At 46.1% G+C, this 19,134-nt stretch carries 15 protein-coding genes; 12 read left to right on the top strand and 3 right to left on the bottom strand.

The window, feature by feature from the left end:
• Window positions 1–133 precede the first annotated feature (133 nt).
• Both MKX59_RS16740 and MKX59_RS16735 read left to right on the top strand, forming a co-directional pair.
• Window positions 134–1,534 carry an MFS transporter gene (locus MKX59_RS16740; protein WP_071558824.1) on the top strand — a complete coding sequence of 467 codons (1,401 nt, stop codon included), beginning with the start codon at window positions 134–136 and terminating at the stop codon, window positions 1,532–1,534.
• Window positions 1,535–1,621: 87 nt separating this feature from the next.
• Complete coding sequence (locus tag MKX59_RS16735; RefSeq protein ID WP_028542397.1) at window positions 1,622–2,626, top strand: LacI family DNA-binding transcriptional regulator; 1,005 nt, start codon at window positions 1,622–1,624, stop codon at window positions 2,624–2,626.
• A 98-nt stretch (window positions 2,627–2,724) separates the two neighbouring features.
• On the opposite strand, the gene poxB is transcribed toward MKX59_RS16735, so the two are convergent.
• Window positions 2,725–4,449 carry a ubiquinone-dependent pyruvate dehydrogenase gene (poxB, locus tag MKX59_RS16730; protein ID WP_053325300.1) on the bottom strand — a complete coding sequence of 575 codons (1,725 nt, stop codon included), beginning with the start codon at window positions 4,447–4,449 and terminating at the stop codon, window positions 2,725–2,727.
• A gap of 314 nt (window positions 4,450–4,763) precedes the next feature.
• Here poxB and MKX59_RS16725 point away from each other — a divergent pair, with 314 nt between their 5' ends.
• From MKX59_RS16725 to MKX59_RS16715, 3 genes are all read left to right on the top strand, one after another.
• Window positions 4,764–6,257 carry a tagaturonate reductase gene (locus tag MKX59_RS16725; protein ID WP_023988325.1) on the top strand — a complete coding sequence of 498 codons (1,494 nt, stop codon included), beginning with the start codon at window positions 4,764–4,766 and terminating at the stop codon, window positions 6,255–6,257.
• Window positions 6,258–6,274: 17 nt separating this feature from the next.
• Window positions 6,275–7,774 (top strand): UxaA family hydrolase, encoded by a 1,500-nt coding sequence (locus tag MKX59_RS16720; RefSeq protein ID WP_013310046.1) that lies wholly within the window; start codon window positions 6,275–6,277, stop codon window positions 7,772–7,774.
• A gap of 234 nt (window positions 7,775–8,008) precedes the next feature.
• Window positions 8,009–8,866: a hypothetical protein gene (locus MKX59_RS16715; RefSeq protein WP_023988326.1), complete on the top strand. Its 858-nt coding sequence runs from the start codon at window positions 8,009–8,011 to the stop codon at window positions 8,864–8,866.
• A gap of 195 nt (window positions 8,867–9,061) precedes the next feature.
• Here MKX59_RS16715 and MKX59_RS16710 read toward each other — a convergent pair whose 3' ends face one another.
• Window positions 9,062–9,952, bottom strand: coding sequence for a hypothetical protein (locus MKX59_RS16710; protein ID WP_023988327.1), 891 nt, complete (start codon window positions 9,950–9,952; stop codon window positions 9,062–9,064).
• Window positions 9,953–10,205: 253 nt separating this feature from the next.
• On the opposite strand from MKX59_RS16710, the gene MKX59_RS16705 reads away from it, so the two are divergent.
• From MKX59_RS16705 to MKX59_RS16680, 6 genes are all read left to right on the top strand, one after another.
• Complete coding sequence (locus MKX59_RS16705; RefSeq protein WP_023988328.1) at window positions 10,206–11,168, top strand: ABC transporter permease; 963 nt, start codon at window positions 10,206–10,208, stop codon at window positions 11,166–11,168.
• Between the two features lie 14 nt (window positions 11,169–11,182).
• Window positions 11,183–12,070 carry a carbohydrate ABC transporter permease gene (locus MKX59_RS16700; RefSeq protein WP_023988329.1) on the top strand — a complete coding sequence of 296 codons (888 nt, stop codon included), beginning with the start codon at window positions 11,183–11,185 and terminating at the stop codon, window positions 12,068–12,070.
• Window positions 12,071–12,096: 26 nt separating this feature from the next.
• Window positions 12,097–13,743, top strand: a complete 1,647-nt coding sequence (locus MKX59_RS16695; protein WP_028542391.1) for an extracellular solute-binding protein — start codon at window positions 12,097–12,099, stop codon at window positions 13,741–13,743.
• Between the two features lie 46 nt (window positions 13,744–13,789).
• Window positions 13,790–15,754, top strand: a complete 1,965-nt coding sequence (locus MKX59_RS16690) for a sensor histidine kinase (RefSeq protein ID WP_023988331.1) — start codon at window positions 13,790–13,792, stop codon at window positions 15,752–15,754.
• Window positions 15,726–16,514, top strand: coding sequence for a response regulator transcription factor (locus MKX59_RS16685; protein WP_023988332.1), 789 nt, complete (start codon window positions 15,726–15,728; stop codon window positions 16,512–16,514). Before MKX59_RS16690 ends, MKX59_RS16685 begins: the two co-directional genes overlap by 29 nt.
• A 131-nt stretch (window positions 16,515–16,645) precedes the next feature.
• Window positions 16,646–17,458 carry a DUF3891 family protein gene (locus MKX59_RS16680; protein WP_023988333.1) on the top strand — a complete coding sequence of 271 codons (813 nt, stop codon included), beginning with the start codon at window positions 16,646–16,648 and terminating at the stop codon, window positions 17,456–17,458.
• Window positions 17,459–17,573: 115 nt separating this feature from the next.
• On the opposite strand, the gene MKX59_RS16675 is transcribed toward MKX59_RS16680, so the two are convergent.
• Window positions 17,574–17,711, bottom strand: a complete 138-nt coding sequence (locus MKX59_RS16675; RefSeq protein ID WP_023988334.1) for a hypothetical protein — start codon at window positions 17,709–17,711, stop codon at window positions 17,574–17,576.
• 257 nt (window positions 17,712–17,968) lie between these two features.
• Here MKX59_RS16675 and MKX59_RS16670 point away from each other — a divergent pair, with 257 nt between their 5' ends.
• Window positions 17,969–19,114: a glucose-1-phosphate adenylyltransferase gene (locus tag MKX59_RS16670; RefSeq protein WP_023988335.1), complete on the top strand. Its 1,146-nt coding sequence runs from the start codon at window positions 17,969–17,971 to the stop codon at window positions 19,112–19,114.
• Window positions 19,115–19,134: the final 20 nt, after the last annotated feature.

Genomic DNA, 19,134 nt, shown 5'->3' with positions numbered 1-19,134 from the left:
CCAATGAACAAGATATAGATCGAAATGGTTTAGTTCGTCTGTATCTTGCACTTCGGAGCGACTGGAATCGAATTTTGCAAAATCCTGAACTAGATATGTGAAAATAATTACAAACATAGAGGAGTGTGTAGGTATGGGAGTGCCTATCGTGCAGGAGAGCGTCCAAACTGACAACAAGACAGGCGAGCATATTAGCCTGAAAGAAAAGATTTCGTATGGTATGGGTGACTTTGGAAACGGATTCATGTTTGATTTGGGGCAGTTGTATTTGCTGAAATTTTTTACAGATGTAGCAGGGGTTTCTGCAGGAGCCGCCGCAGGCATTTTCTTGGTCAGCAAGCTGTTTGCCGCCATCTGTGATCCCATTGTCGGGTCCTTTGTTGATTATCGCAAACATATCGGTGCACGTGGAAAATTTAGGCCTTTTCTTATCGTTGGAAGCGTTATCCTTGCAATTCTTACGGTTCTAACCTTTATTTCGCCGAATATTTCCCCCACAGGAAAACTCATTTACGCCTATGCGTCCTATATGATCTGGGGGATCGGCTACTCTATTGTAAACATTCCATACGGCTCGCTGGGTGCCGCCATTACGCAGGATACTCATCAGCGTGCTTCATTGTCATCTTTCCGTCAGGCAGGATCTCTGGGCGCATTATTCGTCACCAGTGTCGTTGTCATGCCGCTTATTTTACTGTTTCCTAACCATCATGTTGGCTATCCGGTTGTGATGGGGATTATGTCACTCATTGGTGTGATCGCTTTCATCATATGTTACCGAGGAACGAAAGAACGTATTATTAGCCAGTCCGGGCCAAAAGAGAAGCTATCTATAGGCGTTATCGTGCATACCTTTACGAATAACAAGCCTTTGCTGGTACTCGTTTTGATGACGATTTTCACCATATCCGCGTACAATATTAAGTCCGCACTGCTGATCTATTTTGCCGAATATAACTTGGGGCATGTAGAATTAATGGCTTATATGAATTTTATTATTATCGGTTCGTCGCTACTGGGTGTGTTGTTCCTGCCCAAGCTGGTACGGCGCTTCGGTAAACGAAAAACAGCTATACTGGGGATGCTGGTTAGTGTCATTGCCGACTCTATTAACTTTTTCATGCCTTCAAATGTATATATTTTCACAATCCTGGCCAGTATTTCATTCATTGGTATTAGTATTCCTAACGGGGTTACTTGGGCATTCGTGTCCGATATCATTGATTATGGCGAATGGTCATCCGGGGAGCGTAAGGAAGGGATTACTTACTCGTTATTTAACTTTTCACGTAAGTTGGCTCAATCCTTGTCTGGCTTTCTATCGGGTATTGGACTAGCGCTCATCGGGTATGTTCCGAATGTGGTTCAGTCCTCTGGAACGCTGCTTGGGATCAAGGCATTACTTTGTCTCTATCCGGCTGTTGCCCTGGCTTTGGCCATGCTGGTCATCGGTAAAATGTACAAGCTGACGGACAGTAGACATGCAGAAATGGTTCAAGAGTTACAGCGTCGACATGCGGACAACCACGTATAATTTGTGAAAGTCTTCTTTTCCGGGCGGCTCCTGTGGTATGGTGGGTATATAATTTTTTTAGAGCCTCACTAAGGAAAGGATACGTATATGGCAGCTACCATTAAAGACATTGCCAAATTGGCTAATGTTTCCCATACAACCGTCTCCCGGGCGCTCAATAACAGCCCGCTGATTAAAGAAGATACGAAACGCAAAATTATGGAGTTGGCAGAGCAACTCAATTACATTCCAAATTTTAATGCCAAAAGCCTGGTTCTCCAGCGCTCGCATACGATTGGCCTGTTTTTCACCAGTATTTCAGAAGGCACCAGCTCCAGTTTTTTTGCGGATACCATCCGCGGAGTTAATCATGTCATCGGGGTGGATTACAATTTGTTTGTGCGAGGAATTGACGATTACGCCGATTTTTCGGCCATTCACCGCAAGCGTTTTGATGGTATCATTCTGATGAGCCAGAGCGAGGCGGACAACCCTTTTATTTATCATGTGCTCGGTCAAGGTATTCCGCTTGTTGTACTGAATCGGCAGGTGTCCGGTGCGGGGATTGTAAATGTGATTTCTAATGATAAGGAAGGGTCCTATGAAGCGGTCTCCTTTCTCGTTGAAAGCGGGCATGAACGCATTGCGATCATCGAAGGGGTAGAAGGCTTCAAGTCTACCCAGCAACGCCGTGAGGGTTTTATGAATGCGTTGATTGATAGTGGTAAGCCGATTCGACATGAATATATCGTGCAAGGTCATTATGATACTGAAAGCGGAAGCCAGGCAATGAAGCAACTGCTTTCCTTGCAGGAGCCGCCGACAGCGGTATTTTGCTCTAACGATGATATGGCTATTGGGGCCATGAATGCGGTATTCGAAAACGGCTTGAAGGTACCAGAGGATATCTCAGTCATTGGTTTTGACGATATCGGGTTCTCAATGTATACGACTCCACCGTTAACAACGGTCAAAAGACCGATTGAGCAGATAAGTGAGCGCGGAGCCGCCTGCATTCTGGAACGAATTCAGTCACCGTCCAATGAGGGTGAGCTTATATTTATGGAGACTGCGCTTATGAAACGGAAATCAACGGCAAGCAGACCACGCTGAGTTTCGTTTTATTAACAGCAGGCCAAAGGGGCAGAAACCATGCTAAATGTATGGTTTCTGCCCCTTTTAGGTTGAAATGCGCTCTGCTTCGTCTGGATTTAACGAAAGAGATTGGTTTTAGCCAGTTCTACAATCTCGTCACCGCGTCCGTTCAACATCGCTTTCATCATCCACAGTGTAAATCCTTCTGCTTGTTTAAGATTAATTTTGGGTGGCATAGATAGTTCCTGACGGTTCACCACCACGTCTACCACAACAGGGCCATCATGAGCCAATGCTTGCTGAATGGCATCCTCCAGCATTGCTGGATCTTCAACCCGGATGCCCTTGAGCCCCATGGCTTGCGCTACAGCACCAAAATCAGGATTCACCAGTTCAGTGCCGTTTTCCAGGAATCCGGCTGCTTTCATTTCCAGCTCGACAAAACCGAGAGCGCCATTATTGAAAACAATGACTTTAATAGGCAGCTGATGCTGCTTCAGAGTGAGCAGATCGCCCATCAGCATCGTGAGCCCGCCATCGCCTGAGAGGGCAATCACTTGTCGGTCAGGCTCAGTAGCCTGCGCTCCGATTGCCTGCGGCAGCGCATTTGCCATCGTGCCATGGTTGAACGAGCCGAGAAGCCGACGCTGACCGTTCATCTGCAAATAACGCGCAGCCCATACAGTGGGAGTACCGACATCACAGGTGAAAATAGCATTTTCCTGCGCGGCGTCACTGATGACCTTGGCGAGATATTGGGGATGGATCGGCGTATGACCTGGTTTACCGACGGCAAGGTCATCCAACTCCTGGCGTACCTTGGTATAGTGGGAGACGGTTTTCTCTAGATGCTTGGAATCATGCTCTGACGTTAAATGCGGTAGCAGCATTTCCAATGTGGCTTTTACATCCCCGCATAAACCATACGTCAACGGAGTACGTCTGCCGAGATGGGCTGGCTCTATGTCTACCTGTAGGACAATCGCATCTTCAGGGTAAAATTGTCTGTAAGGGAAGTCTGTTCCGAGCATAAGCAGGACGTCACAATCCATCATCGCATGGTACCCGGAAGAATACCCGATCAGTCCCGTCAATCCAGCATAGTAAGGGTTGTCATACTCCAGATATTCCTTGCCTCGCAGAGCAGATACCATAGGGGATTTTAACTTGTCGCATAGCTGCATGAGCAATTCATGAGATTGTGCACAGCCGGCGCCGCATAGTAACGTAATTCGTTTGCCTTTATTCAAATATTCGGCCAGTCTGGAAATTTCGGAAGCTGACGGATGCACTACAGGTGCAGTGGGATGATAGACATGTTCAGGGACAGGTACCTTTTCCGCCTCCAAAGCTGCTACATCACCGGGAAGAACAATGACGGAGACACCTGAACGTGAAATTGCCTGTTGAATGGCCATGGTCACCGTTCTGGGAATTTGACGCGGTGTCGTAATAACCTCACAGAAGTGACTGCATTCTCCGAAAAGATGCTCAGGATGCGTAGCTTGAAAATATTCACTTCCGATTTCGTCGCTTGGAATATGAGCGGCAATAGCCAGTACAGGCACCCGATTGCGGTGGCAATCATATAAACCATTAATCAGATGCAAATTTCCGGGACCACTACTTCCAGCACATACAGCAATGCTACCACTAAGGTCAGCATCCGCTCCGGCTGCAAAGGCAGCCACTTCTTCGTGCCTTACATGAATCCATTCGATTTGACCATTGCTACGAATGGAATCAACCATATTATTTAGAGAGTCTCCAACAATGCCATAAATCCGCTTGACCCCTGCATTGACCAAAACTTGTACAATAGTATCTGCGATTGTCTTCATAGATGTTCCTCCTGCCTAGTAAGTAGTGTTATCCTGCCCGTGCTTTCTTGCGTCTATTCTCCTGAAATGTATATAAGAACAAGGTCTCGGGATAGGGTGATAGTTAGCCTTAACCGTCTTGGATCAGGTGCGAAACAACAGAAAAAGGACGATATACTTGCAAATTTTTATATAAACGTATATGTTAACGTGTTCATATTATTGTCATTATTATTTTTTTAAACTAAAAATATTGATAAAACTATTTTGTTAACGTGTGCATTGTGATAAAATAACGATGAAATCATTATGGTAATTGTGGGAGGTTACTCCGGATGAAACAAGTAGATGAATTAGACCAATTAAACAGAAAAAGCTTTATCGTAACAGACCCGCATCCTGTGAGGGTGCTGCAATTCGGGGAAGGGAACTTCCTGCGTGCTTTTGTAGACTGGCAATTTGACAAAATGAATAAGCTGGCAGAATGGAATACGGGAGTTGTGATTGTACAACCGCAGCCAGGAGGCCTCGTGGAGAAGCTTAACGAGCAGGATGGCCTGTATACGGTTATTCTTGAAGGGATTAAGGATGGGAAGGCCATGAAGGAGCATACCGTTGTGGAGTGCGTCACTCGTGGGATTAATCCATACGGCTCTGATTTTTCCGAGTATGAAGCATTATCCCAAAAGCCGGAGCTGCGTTTTGTCGTGTCGAACACGACGGAAGCGGGGATCGCTTATGCACCAGAGGATCAATTGGAAGATCGTCCGCAAAAGAGCTTTCCAGGCAAGCTAGCCGCCTTTCTGTACAAGCGCTTTCAATTCTTCGGGGGCGATCAGAGCAAGGGACTGGTGATCATTCCGTGCGAGCTCATCGACCGTAATGGAGACGCTCTCAAGGAAATCGTACTGAAATATGCGGACCAATGGAAGCTTGGGGCTGAGTTTATTGCATGGTTGGAGGAATCGAATACGTTCTGCAACAGTTTGGTCGATCGGATTGTACCTGGTTATCCCAAAGACCGGATTCATGAGATTCAAGCAGAATTGGGTTACAAGGACGATTTGGTTGTTGTGGGCGAACAGTATCATTTATGGGTTATTGAAGGGCCACAGTGGCTTAAAGAAGAATTACCTGCTCATTTGGCCGGATTGAATGTACTGATTGTCGACGATATGGCGCCATACCGTACACGGAAAGTACGCATTTTGAATGGAGCACATACGGCGCTTACCCCTGTAGCTTATTTATATGGCCTGGACACGGTGGGGCAGGCGGTCGAGCATGATATTATGGGAAACTTTATCCAGTCGCTGATTCGAGAAGAAATTATTCCGACGCTGGACTCGCCAGAAGCGGAATTGAATGTATATGCCGACGATGTTATTGAACGATTCCGTAATCCCTATGTAAGTCATTATGTTATGAGTATCGCACTAAATTCGGTGTCCAAGTTCAAGACACGGAACTTGCCATCCTTGCTCCAGTATGTGACACAGCGTAAGGCGTTGCCTGCCAAAATTGTATTTTCGCTGGCGTCCTTGCTCGTATTTTACCGGGGTGACAGAAATGGCGAGTCGATTGCGTTGGCAGACGAAGCTGAAGTGTTGAGTACGTTTGGTGAACTGTGGAGTAAATATGACGGTACTCTCGCCGGGGCGAAGCAATTGACTGCGCTGGTACTTGGCCGGCAGACATGGTGGGGGCAAGACCTGAACCAGATCGAAGGACTGGCTGAACAAACGGCACAGCACGTGTATGAAATTACAAGCAGAGGAATGAAGGAGACGCTCGATTCTCTAACCGGGAACAGCGTGCCCAGAGCATAAGCAAGGAGGAGACCGGAATGCTGGAGTTCATTCAAATTCATGATCAAGATAACGTGGCTGTCGCCTTGCGTGATTACAAGCAGGGAGAGACACTGGCGTGGGGAGCACAAGAAGAACAACGAGTGGAGCTAGCCGAGGATGTAGCACGTGGGCATAAAATCGCCTTGCAGGATATAGCTGAAGGTGGGCATGTTCTGAAATACGGATATCCCATCGGTCATGCCATTCAGCCCATTCAGGCAGGACAGCATGTGCATACGCATAATACGAAGACGAACCTGACAGGCGTGGAGGAGTACACTTATAAGCCTAAGCCAGCTCCTCATTTATATGAACAGGAGAGTCGTACGTTTCAAGGTTTTCGGCGAAAGGACGGCCGTGTGGGGATTCGCAATGAGTTGTGGATTGTGCCGACGGTCGGCTGTGTGAACGGGATCGCTGAACTTATTCTAAACCGTTTCAAGCAGGAAGCGGGAGATATTTCACCTTTTGAAAATGCACTGGTGCTCAAGCATAACTATGGTTGTTCTCAGTTGGGTGACGATCATGCACATACGCGCACGATTTTGATCGATGCTGTGAAACATGCGAACGCAGGTGGTGTACTTGTACTGGGTTTGGGCTGTGAGAACAATGAGATGAAAGAATTTAAGGAAGCCATCGGGGAATATGATTCGGAGCGGGTAAAGTTTTTGCTTTCCCAGGATGTGTCGGATGAAGTAGAGGAAGGGGTAAGGCTGCTTCATGAAATTTTTGCGGCCGTGCAAGAAGATCGGCGGGAACCTGTACCTTTGTCAGAGCTGAACATCGGATTGAAATGCGGTGGATCTGATGGCTTATCGGGTATTACTGCCAACCCACTACTCGGACGATTGTCGGATTATATGGCCGCGCAAGGTGGAACAACGGTATTAACAGAAGTACCTGAAATGTTCGGCGCGGAGACGATTTTAATGGAGCGCGCTGCCGATGAGCAAGTATTTAATAAGATCGTACATCTGATTAACGATTTCAAACAATATTTTCTGGATTACAAGCAGCCAGTATACGAAAATCCGTCACCGGGCAATAAAGCAGGGGGCATCACGACGCTGGAGGATAAATCACTGGGCTGTACGCAAAAATCCGGGTCTTCTACGGTCACTGATGTTATTCAGTACGGGGAGCGTCTCAAGACCAAGGGACTCAACCTGCTCAGCGCGCCGGGGAACGATCTAGTGGCATCTTCAGCTCTCGCCGCAGCGGGCTGCCAGCTCGTCATTTTCACAACCGGACGCGGTACGCCGTTTGGCTCCTTTGTTCCGACGATGAAGGTCTCAACCAACTCGCCGTTGTATAAGGCTAAACCTCATTGGATCGACTATAACGCCGGTTCATTGGTGGAGGATGTCAGTATGGAAGATGCGCTCCGCAACTTTGTCGATTACATCGTCGATGTAGCCAGCGGAACCTGGGTGAACAATGAGAAAAACAATTTCAGAGAGCTCGCTATTTTTAAAAACGGTGTTACGTTATAAAAGGTTGTAGTGTAAGGGAGGCGGAATTATTCCGCTTCCCTTTTTGAGTTTGTATGCTTCTAAATAGGCATGTTAGAAAAATTGGAATATATTATCATAATGTACTTGTCACATGTTTGTATTTATGATATAACTTAATTACGTAATAAATACGTAATTAAGTTATTTTTAGATAGGATTTAGATTTTACTTTTGTTTGGTGAATATAAAAAGTCGGACAAGGAGGCGGGAACGGTGGATGATCTTGTTCACTCCGACATCACAGATCTAGACACACTTGTTAACATGATTAAGCTGTCTTTTTCATTTGCGGATGGTGCCAATATGATTGCTTTATGCGACCGGCTGTATAGCCATGTCAACCAAAAGTATCAGGAATTGCAGCTCTACAAAGCGCGCAAGAAACCTATACAACCCATACATACCAAACGGCCGCTAGTCTACTACTACGGCTACAGTCATCTCATGAAAGGCATGGCCTTCCAAAAACAGGGCAAGTATGAGGCCGCTCGCGATTGCATCGAAAAATATGCAGAATTGGGCTGGTTTAATGGTCTCGATCAATATGGGGAGGCAGAGGTAGAATATTACCGCTATGCTGCTAGAGCTAATTTGTATGCCCTTGATATTTTGTCAGGTCATGCCGAAGTGTTGCAGGAATACATCGAATTTCTTCGTAATAATCCGGAAGAACTGTTACCGGGGCTTCTTTCCATCGTTGAGGGAGCGTCGAGATACGACTATCCTTTAGAGGCTGTGCTAGAATCATTTGCCGAACAAATTGAAGGTTTTACATATTTTGAAGAGCCTGTGAATGTATCTTATTATTTTCGCTTCTGCTATCAACTGGCTCTTTATTATATCAAGCAACAACAGTTTACGGTTGCGTTGGGCTATATCCTGCAATCTCTCATGCTGTCCGATACCCTGGGTATGGAACATGAGCATGAGTTTAGGAAATGTACTGCTATATTTGAAATTTTCAGATCCCAAGCTACAGCAACACAGCAAGACCAATATATAACTATTTTAAAAGGAGTGTTAAAGGATGAAAAAATTGATTTCACGCCCTCTGTCGCTCAGTCTGTTTAGTTTGCTAGTGTTTGTTACAAGTCATGACCTCATCACGGTGTTCTATCATGGAGCCAATCATTAAGAAGGCAGAAGTAAAGTAGAAGTACACCCAATAGCAAGTAAGCTCATTAAGATCAGGGCTTACTTGCTATTTGGCGTATTATGAAGACCGATCATAACGTATATATAACGTGGCACATGTCCCAAAAATATTTAAGCTGTTGTAGGTTTATGCAGCAAACCTTGTTCTGATGGATGCAATGAAATTCTTGTCTGTTGGTAAACGGGGAATGGTTCTTCCGTACTGTATGGTCTGCTTTTTAACGCTGCATCCAGTGCCCGTAGCAAGGAACCTATGAATTGCTCTGGAGAAAAGAAAATGCTTTTCCCGACCATATGAATGTGAAGCTCGTTATGGTCACGGTTGCTTACAGACAGCAATATACCTTGACCCTGGAAACCCGTACCGATTGCGCGTATTTTGTTTATACCCGAGAGTAGCATTTCCGTTTTCACCGCACGCCCCTGTTCCTCTACAAATACAGAAATCAGGCGTTTGTCTGTAACGATAACAATTTGGTTACCCCGAAATGTATGACTCAGGTGTAGAAAATCTTTATATACCCCAATAGTCTGCTCATGCGGAGAAACAATCCCCATCCGTACAAACTCCTCCAGCTCAGTGACATCGGGTTCCTGATGATTTTTAATTCGTTTTTTGATACTGAACTGAATAGTCAGGATGCCCAAGATAGCTATGAGAAAAGCGCTAAGTCGGACATTAAATATAAAGAACATCAGGACAATAAGGCCGCCTACTAACCACTGTCCCCAAGTTAGATAGCGCAGCTTTTGTTGTACCGTACGGCGATAATAACCGTAGCCCTTTCCCGGTTGATACTCTTTGGTAAACTTTGTCATACCACGCATTATGGTTAATCCATAGACGGATAAAATTGTCATCGCGAGCGCCAAGAGCGTCATAAGCCATTCCTGAGCTGCAACGCCAACTAAAGTACACAGACCAAACATGATGAGCCCCGCCCAACAGGCAACCTTTTTAATTCGAACCTGTTTCTGAATCGAACGAACCAATTCTTCCATTCTTAATCCTCCTGATCTAGGTATATAGGTAATGATTGGAATCACATATAGTCTTATCGTACCATCTGATAGTCTTTTTCGTAAATTAATAGATGTAAAAATCCAAAGGATGGAAGAAGATTTTCGCGTATAGTCAGATCCCCACCTGAACTTTAGATACCAAAATCGAAAAATCCAGTACTACTCATTCGAAGCAGAAGCCTCTAAAATAATAAATGTAAGTGCTTACATTACAAAGAAGGGAGGTCTTCGTATGAGAACAGGATGGAAGAATCCGCAGCCACAGCCACCGGTTCGATCGGGTAGAGGGGCATCACTAGCGCGCAAATGGGTTCAACAAAGACATTTGCAGACTATGGCGCTGCTTGGGGTGGTCTGGATGATTATTTTCCATTACATTCCGATGTACGGCATTTTGATTGCTTTCAAACATTTTGACATCATTGGTACCCTATCAAGCGCACCTTGGGCGGGGTTAGAGCATTTTCGGGCCTTTTTGGAGGATGATAACTTTTGGTACATTGTCAAAAATACACTGGGCATTAGCCTACTCAAGCTGGCCATCGGGTTCCCGTTGCCTATTGTATTTGCTCTATTCCTGAATGAAATACGATCTACTCGGTTCAAAAAATCTATTCAGACCATTTCATACCTTCCTCACTTTTTATCTTGGGTCATTCTTGGCGGGATCTTAACGACGTGGCTGGCAGATACTGGGATGATTAATCAACTGTTGCTAGCCTGGGGTTGGATTGACCAGCCGATCAGTTATTTGGCAGAGCCGAGCTATTTTTGGGCTATCGTCGTTAGCTCGGATATCTGGAAGGAGCTTGGATGGTCAGCTATTATCTATTTGGCAGCAATGGCGGGGGTATCTACAGACATGTACGAAGCGGCCACCATTGACGGGGCCGGACGGTTTCAGAAAATGTGGTACGTCACACTTCCCGCTATCAAGGGGACAATATCTATTTTGTTTATTTTGGCGGTTAGCGGCATATTGAACTCCAACTTCGATCAAATTCTCGTCCTGCGTAACTCGCTGAATGAAAGTGCAAGTAATGTAGTTGATATTTATGTGTATCAGATGGGCATTCAGCAGGGCCGTTTCTCGTATTCTACCGCGGTGGGTTTGCTGAAATCGGTTCTTGCTCTCATTTTGCTGCTAATTGCCAATTCGGTGACCAAGCGGGTGAATAATACATCTCTATTTTGAAGGAGGACGGCTGCATGCAGCTATTGCAACGCAGAACAGCAGGCGAAGCGATATTCGATTTCATGAACAACGTCTTCATGCTGATCATTTGTTTTGTCACGTTGTATCCCGTGTGGTATGTGCTGGTGAACTCCTTTAACGAAGGAGCAGACGCTATGCGGGGCGGCATTTACTGGTGGCCAAGAGTCTTCAGTCTGGGCAGCTATCAGGCCGTATTTGCTAACAACGGTATTATGGCTGCGATGGGGGTGACTATTGCCAAGACACTTATCGGCACGATTGTTCATGTGTTTTTTACTGCCATGATTGCATATGCATATTCCCGTAGGGAGCTGATCGGGCGCAAGTTGTATATGCTGATTGGCACCATTACCCTGTTTTTCGGTGGGGGATTGATTCCAACCTATTTGCTGATACGTGATCTTGGACTGCTGGACAGCTTTTGGGTGTACATCATTCCTGCGATGTTCAGTTTTTTTGACCTTATTATTTTTATGGCTTTTTTCCGAGAACTGCCGGATGCACTGGAAGAGGCGGCGAAAATAGACGGTGCGAATGATTTTGGTATCTTTTGCCGGATCGTGCTTCCTGTATCTATGCCGGTAGTAGCGACGATTGCGTTATTTCATGGGGTATACCAGTGGAACGATTATTTTACCGGAATGATTTATATTAATAATACGGATCTTCAGCCAATTCAAACATATTTGTACCGGGTTGTTGCCCAATCCAGCTCTAATCAGATGATGGCTGCTGCACCGGGAATTGTTGCCCAGTCCGTCACTTCGCAATCGATCAAGCTGGCGACGATGGTCGTGACGACACTGCCTATTGTACTGGTATATCCTTTTCTGCAAAAATATTTCGTCAAGGGTCTGATGATCGGCTCGATCAAGGGTTAGCACATCATCCAAGGGGGAGATTTATAATGAACATTCGCAAATGGCAGAAGGGGCTGTTGGCCTCTGTTCTGCTGGTGGGTTTGCTCGCGGCATGTACGTCCGGTGGAGGCGGTACTGTCACGGAATTGAAGGACGAGAAGACCAAGGCTACGGCAGATGCACCGGGATGGAAGGCGGATATGGAGCCGATTACGTTTGACTGGTATTTGAACTTTTCCTGGTTCCCGAACAAGTGGGGGACGGATATGACCTCGAAGTATGTTACGCAAAAGACCGGGGTCAGCGTCAATTTTATCGTACCCGCAGGGAATGAAAATGAAAAGCTCAACACCATGCTGGCCTCCGGCAAGCTGCCTGATTTTGTCACGCTTGGTTGGGGAGAGGACGCGGTCAAAAAAATGATTGAGGGCAAGATGGTGCTTCCGCTCAACAAGCTGGCCGAGAAATACGATCCGTATCTGATTAAAATAGCTGATCCGGCGAAAATGTCCTGGTATCGCCAAACGGACGGGAATGTTTACGGGTATCCTAACGCTTCTTCTTCGCCACAGGATTATCAAAAATACGGCCAAAATTTTGTTTCCAACCAGACGTTTATGGTTCGGAAGGATATGTACGAGGCGATCGGCAAGCCGGATATGAGAACACCGGAAGGATTTTTGAAAGCGCTTCAAAAAGTGAAAGAGAAATTTCCAGAGGTGAACGGTCAGCCTCTTATCCCGATGGGATTCCACGAATTTACGGATAACGGAAATTATTCTTTTGAAGACTATTTACTTAACTTCCTAGCCATTCCTCATGAAAAAGACGGCAAGCTATACGATCGTCGTTCGGACGAAGAGTATATTCGCTGGCTCAAAACATTCCGTCAAGCAAATGAGCAGGGCCTGATCGCCAAGGACGTATTTATCGACAAACGTCCGCAAATGGAGGAAAAGGTGGCACAGGGCCGATATTTTGCCATGTTATATCAGCGCTCTGACTTTGCCACACAACAGGTAATGTTATATGCGAAGGACCCGAACTCCGTCTATATCGCGGTGGATGGACCTTCGAACAGTAAGCTGGACCCGCCGACGCTGGCTGGGCCGGGTATTTCCGGCTGGACGGTGACGCTTATTTCGAAGGATGTCAAAGACAAGGAGCGGGCTATTGAATTTCTGACTTATCTGATTAGCGAGGAAGGAAACCGCGATCTGTATCTGGGGGAGCAGGGCAAGCTGTGGGACATGGTTAACGGTAAGCCAGCCTTCAAGCCAGAGGTGCAGGAACTGCTGAACAAGGATCGTTCTGCTTTTGATAAAAAATATGGAGCCTCCTTCACCTTCTGGATGCTGATGGATACGAATATGAATTTGCAGTGGGCGCCGCCCAGCGTCGAGCCGTATAAGCAGCCAGAGGATTGGACGAAAGGCAAGACGAAAGGCTTCTCCCAATATGACAATATCAAACCGACCGGAACTTCGGCGGAGGGCATTGCGTCAGGCCAGATAGATAAAATTTGGGGCAAGACATTGCCGAAGCTGCTGCTGGCTTCCTCAGATGAGGAATTCGACCAGCTGTTTGCTCGCTTTTTGGAAGATCGCAGAAAAGCAGGATATGACAAAGTTATGGCCTATCAGCAAAAAGCCTATGAGGAAAACCTTAAGAAAATTGAACAGTTCACCAAATGATTTAATTCGATGACTTAATCTATTGAACCCCTAAGGATGTGATTTCATGCCAGGCCGTGCACGTTCACAGATGAAGAGCCTGCTGCGCAGCACTATATGGCAGTGGATGAAGGGGACGGCCGATCGGCTTGGCGGTTGCTCTCTTCAAGTTAAGCTCATTGTCGCGTATATCGGAGTCATTTTAATTCCGGTGGTATTGTTCTCGCTATATACCTTTCACCAACTGTACGAGAATACCATGCAAGACATTACCGTACAAAATCAGTATGTGTTGGATACAGAGCTGGCCCATATTCACAGCAATATGGAAATTATGGAGCGAACCGCACAGCTTGCGATCTCAGATCGCAACGTACTTCGTTATCTGACCGAGGAACGTGAAATAAGCAGCGATGAGCTGGTCCAATTCAACTTGAATGTGTTTCCAAATTTACAGCACTTGCTGTACAGTAATCCCAATGTAGAGAACATTCGACTGTATACGAGTAATCCTCAGGCACATGAAATATGGCCAATGATTTTTAATGAATCACGACTGCCTAAAGCTTCCTGGCTGAAAACGGCCCAACTCCGACAAGGGAAAATATGGTGGGAAATGTACAAGGGGCCGAAAAGCTTACTTCTGGGGCAATCCCGGCAGGAAAGTGAGACAGTGCAGTATATGGCACTGCTGCGTGAAATTCAGTCTACCGGAGGAAGACACGCAGGGTTGGTAGAAACAAACATGAGGCTGGAGCTATTTTCACCTAGAGTATTTGGAATCCCACAACGTGACCGCGCATGGCAAATGTTCATTCTAGACGGCGACGATTCCAGCTCAAGGAACGCTGATAAACCAATGTCTTCTACCGATATAGCTACAGCTTCCTCTCAATCAGATTCAATTTCGATCCCTCTGTCCCATGTGCACCATCTGTTTCAGTCCCAGGTTCAGGGACCGGGTGGTGCTTTTGATTTTTCCTATGAGAATAAGCCTTATCTCGGCATGTACCGTTATATAGAAGGGTTGGACGCCTATTTGCTAAATGTGGTGGCGCTGGACGGTCCGCTGGGTGATCTCCGTCAGAAACGCAATGCCATGCTACTCATTATTAGTATGCTGATTGTGTTTATGTCCGTCATTTCTTATACCCTGCATGCCTACATTCTCAAGCAGCTACATACACTGCGTGAATCCATGAAAAAAGTAGAGCAGGAGGGTGACTTTCAGCTTAGAATTCCAGTATATGGGCGGGGAGAAGTGGCTGAGCTGGCTCTATATTTTCGCAGTCTACTGAGTCGGATAAACGGACTCATTGCCGAAGCAGTACACAAGCAGGCCGCTGCTCAGGAGGCTGAGCTGCTAGCGCTCAAGCATCAGATTGATTCCCATTTTCTCTATAATACATTGGAAAATTTAAAAATGATGGCGGAGATAGAACGACAGTATCCGCTGTCGGATGCCCTTACTTCCCTTGGCTCGATGATGCGTTATAATCTCCAATGGTCGGGATCGTGTGTTGCTTTGCGGGATGAAATCCGCCATATTCAGCATTATGTGGCCATCATGAACATTCGCCACGATAACCAAATTGGATTGGAAATTCATCTATCGTCGGCGTTTATGGAACTGGAGATGCTGAAAATGTTGCTGCAGCCTGTAGTCGAAAATGCTATCAAGCACGGTTGGAGTGCATTGCAAAGCCCATTCAGCATCACGATTGAAGCCTGCCCTAAGCAGGATATTATAGAATTGCGCATACAGGATAACGGAGTGGGGATATCTGAAGAAAGAAGAAACGCCATCATGGCTGGTCTAGCGCGAACGGAAATGGATTCCCACGAGCCCGGGATGAATGGGGGAATCGGTTTGTATAATGTGCATCGCCGTTTGAGTATGCAGTATGGCGAAGAGTATGGCATAAGACTGGACAGCATCCCCGGACAATCGACGACAGTGACCCTGATTTTGCCTAAACGTTACATGATGAGGGGGGCAGACCATGACGACCAAGCTGTTGATTGCGGATGACGAGAAAAATATTCGAATGGGACTTCAAGCTATGATCGAACGGGAATTTTCCGGTCTCTATGAATGTGTACTGGTCAAGGACGGAATGGAAGCCTGGCAGCATGTGAAGCAGTTTTTGCCCGAGTTGGTGATAACGGATATCCGTATGCCTGTTATGGATGGCATTATGCTAATGCAGCATATTCACGAGCTGGAGCCGGGTCGCAGACCTTTGGTAATCATTCTCAGTGGATATGACGAGTTCCAGTATGCGCGCGAAGCGATTCGCTGTGGGGCACGGGAGTATTTGCTCAAGCCAATCGTAAGGGAGGAACTGTTCGGTGCGCTGGCAGTTTTGAATGAGGAATTGAAGCAGAGGAACCACCTCATATACGATGGTGTTGTCAGCGTAGAGAAAGATAGACCAGCTGGCGCGAGTGCCATCGTCGATAGAAGCGGTAGCATGACACGTGCTATCCAATACATCCATGCTCATTACAGCGAGGATTTGAATATGGCAGTAGTATCCAATTCAGTATCCTTGAATTATACGTATTTTAGTCAGGCGTTCAAAGCCTATACAGGCCTTAGCTTTGTTCAATATGTAAAAAGGCTGCGCATTACAGAAGCCAAAAAGCTGCTGGAGTGTCAAGGGGGCAAGATTTATGAAATTGCGGCTAACGTGGGCTTTGACAATGCAAAGCACTTTAACAAAGTGTTTCGTGAGCTGGAGGGGATGACCCCGCAACAGTTTCGAGTGCAGAATCAAAGGGGTAATTAGATATAAAGAGGCGGAAAACTTCACTGCCTTTTTAACCTTATCCTGATATAATAAACGTAAGCATAACCATCGCCTTCAATCAGAGAGTTTGTACACAATCACACGAATCGCCGAACGGAAGGGGAGAGCATATGGTTATTTATGAAACGGACCAAGCTTATATCATGACGACGCAGCATGACCATGCCCATATTTCAGGTGAGTTGGCTTCACAATGGGAAGAGAGTGCCTTCAAGAATAGACGTCATAAGCAGGATTTTGTATATGCAGCAAGGGAGCATGATCGGGGCTGGATACAGTTAGACGCTGCTCCTTTCTGGAATGATCATGTGTCTGCACCTTATACGTTTATTGATTTTCCGCTCAATCCTCGTTTTGTTTTCTATCGTCTTGGGATTGATGAAGTCGAACAAGGTAATACGTATGCGGCGTTGCTGTGTAGCTTGATGTACAAGGAGCTAGTCGGACGGACCGAGCATCAAAACGCTCAGGACAAGCAGATTACGCATGCTTATCAGGAAGCGGAGGCACAGCGTCGTCAGAGGCTCAAACAGGAGCTGGCATGTGGCGTAACCTTCGACCATCAAGTGCGGACGGATGTACGGAGAATGTTGTTTTGTGACGAATTGAGTCTGTTTTTGTGCAGCCGAGAGCCGGGCACGCCTACAGCAGATTATGAATGGTTTGCTGAAGGTTTAAGCTTCCCGGCTGTTCGACATGAAAGCGGGCGAGTTTGGGCCGAGTGGCTATCGGATCAGACTGTAGGTCTTTCCTTTTTTCCTTTCAGGGGCAAGGTAGGGATTACTCATACCTTTAAGAAGGTGGACAAGGAGAAAATTCGTACCTTTGGTCTCCTAGAGGCTTACCGTTCTTCCGAATGGACGCATCGAACCTTTACCGTTGAACATATCATGGAAGTAGAAGAACATAAGGAGAACGCCTGACCGTTTACGGATACAGCCTCGAACAATATTTTGTTCGTAGACGCAGAGAAAAGTCAGGGCAAAGCCTCCCTGAACCATGCTTCAGAGAGGCTCGCTTTTTTCTAGCTTTAACATTTTACGATTTTGCAGATGTTTTCGCACGATTGACAATAGTCTGTACCTTATTCAATACCTTATCGCGTGCCCCTTTATTTTTCATCAGATACGTAACACCCATTCCCAATGCGGCTACCACCCATTTTTTATTCTTCATGAATAACGCCTCCTTATGATCATGTTGTCATACACGCTTGCTTTAAAAGCATCCAAAATGTGAAAAGATGAACGGGATTTTACGATTTAGTGATTCCTTGCACTCGTTCCGCATAACTATGATTTTACCCTTCTCCATCAAATCTTACCCGTTCCTTCGCCAATGAAACGATTACGACTGTCTTTTCATGTTTAATGGATATTATTAAATATCCCGCCACAATTGCTTCAGACGCACATGACAGGGAGGTCTTTGTTATGAGAAAGAAGGAAGTGGTTGCCATGCTGCTCGCCGGCGGACAAGGCAAAAGACTCAAAGGACTTACCCGTACACTAGCCAAACCGGCAGTATTTTTTGGAGGAACTTACCGCATTATTGATTTCCCTCTCAGCAATTGCACTCATTCTGGTATAGACACCGTAGGCGTATTGACCCAATACGAGCCGTTGGTGCTTCATTCCTATATCGGCGTTGGGAGCGACTGGGATTTGGATCGCCTGGATGGAGGAGTTTTTGTTTTACCACCGCACGAGAAAGAAAATGGAAACAACTGGTACAGAGGCACGGCGGATGCAATTTATCGAAACCTGCATTTCTTGGATCAGTATGACCCAGAGCATGTACTCATTCTGTCAGGGGATCACATTTATAAAATGGACTACAGTCGAATGCTCCACTATCACAAGGAGAAGGAAGCAGACTGCACCATTTCTGTCATCAATGTCACGATTCAGGAAGCCAAACGATTTGGGATATTGAACGCCGATGATGATCTGAAAATATATGACTTTGAGGAGAAGCCTGATCAGCCGAAAAGCACATTGGCCTCCATGGGCATTTATTTGTTCAAATGGGAGGTGTTACGTCGCTATTTACTGGAAAGTGCAAGCGATTCTGAATCCTCACATGATTTTGGCAAGGATATCATTCCATTGCTGCTTCAGCATGGCCGGTCGTTGTATGCGTACCCGTTTGCCGGGTACTGGAAGGATGTAGGTACCATTCAGAGCTTGTGGGAGTCCAACATGGATCTTCTGGTTCAGGATCCGCCTTTGGATCTGAACGATCCTTTCTGGCGCATCTATACCCGCAGTCCTAATCAACCGGCCCAGTATATAACCCAACGGGCAATCCTCAAAAACAGCATTGTAAATGAAGGCTGCATGGTGGATGGAGAAGTAAGGCATTCTGTACTATTTTATGGGGTCGAAGTAGGTGAAGGGAGCGTCATTACCGATTCTGTCATCATGCCAAACGTAAAAATTGGGCGCAATGTACGTATCCACCGGGCTATCGTGAATGAGAACATCGTTATTGAAGACAACGCGTTTATCGGACCTGAAGATAGTTCTGATGAGATTATTTTGTTCGATCAGGAAAGCCAGCTTCATGCACGAATTTAACCCGGATAAGGACGGTGTCT

The sequence above is a fragment of the Paenibacillus sp. FSL R7-0340 genome (genome assembly GCF_038002205.1).
GTDB lineage: Bacteria > Bacillota > Bacilli > Paenibacillales > Paenibacillaceae > Paenibacillus > Paenibacillus polymyxa_B.
This window is presented reverse-complemented; position numbering and strand designations above follow the sequence as displayed.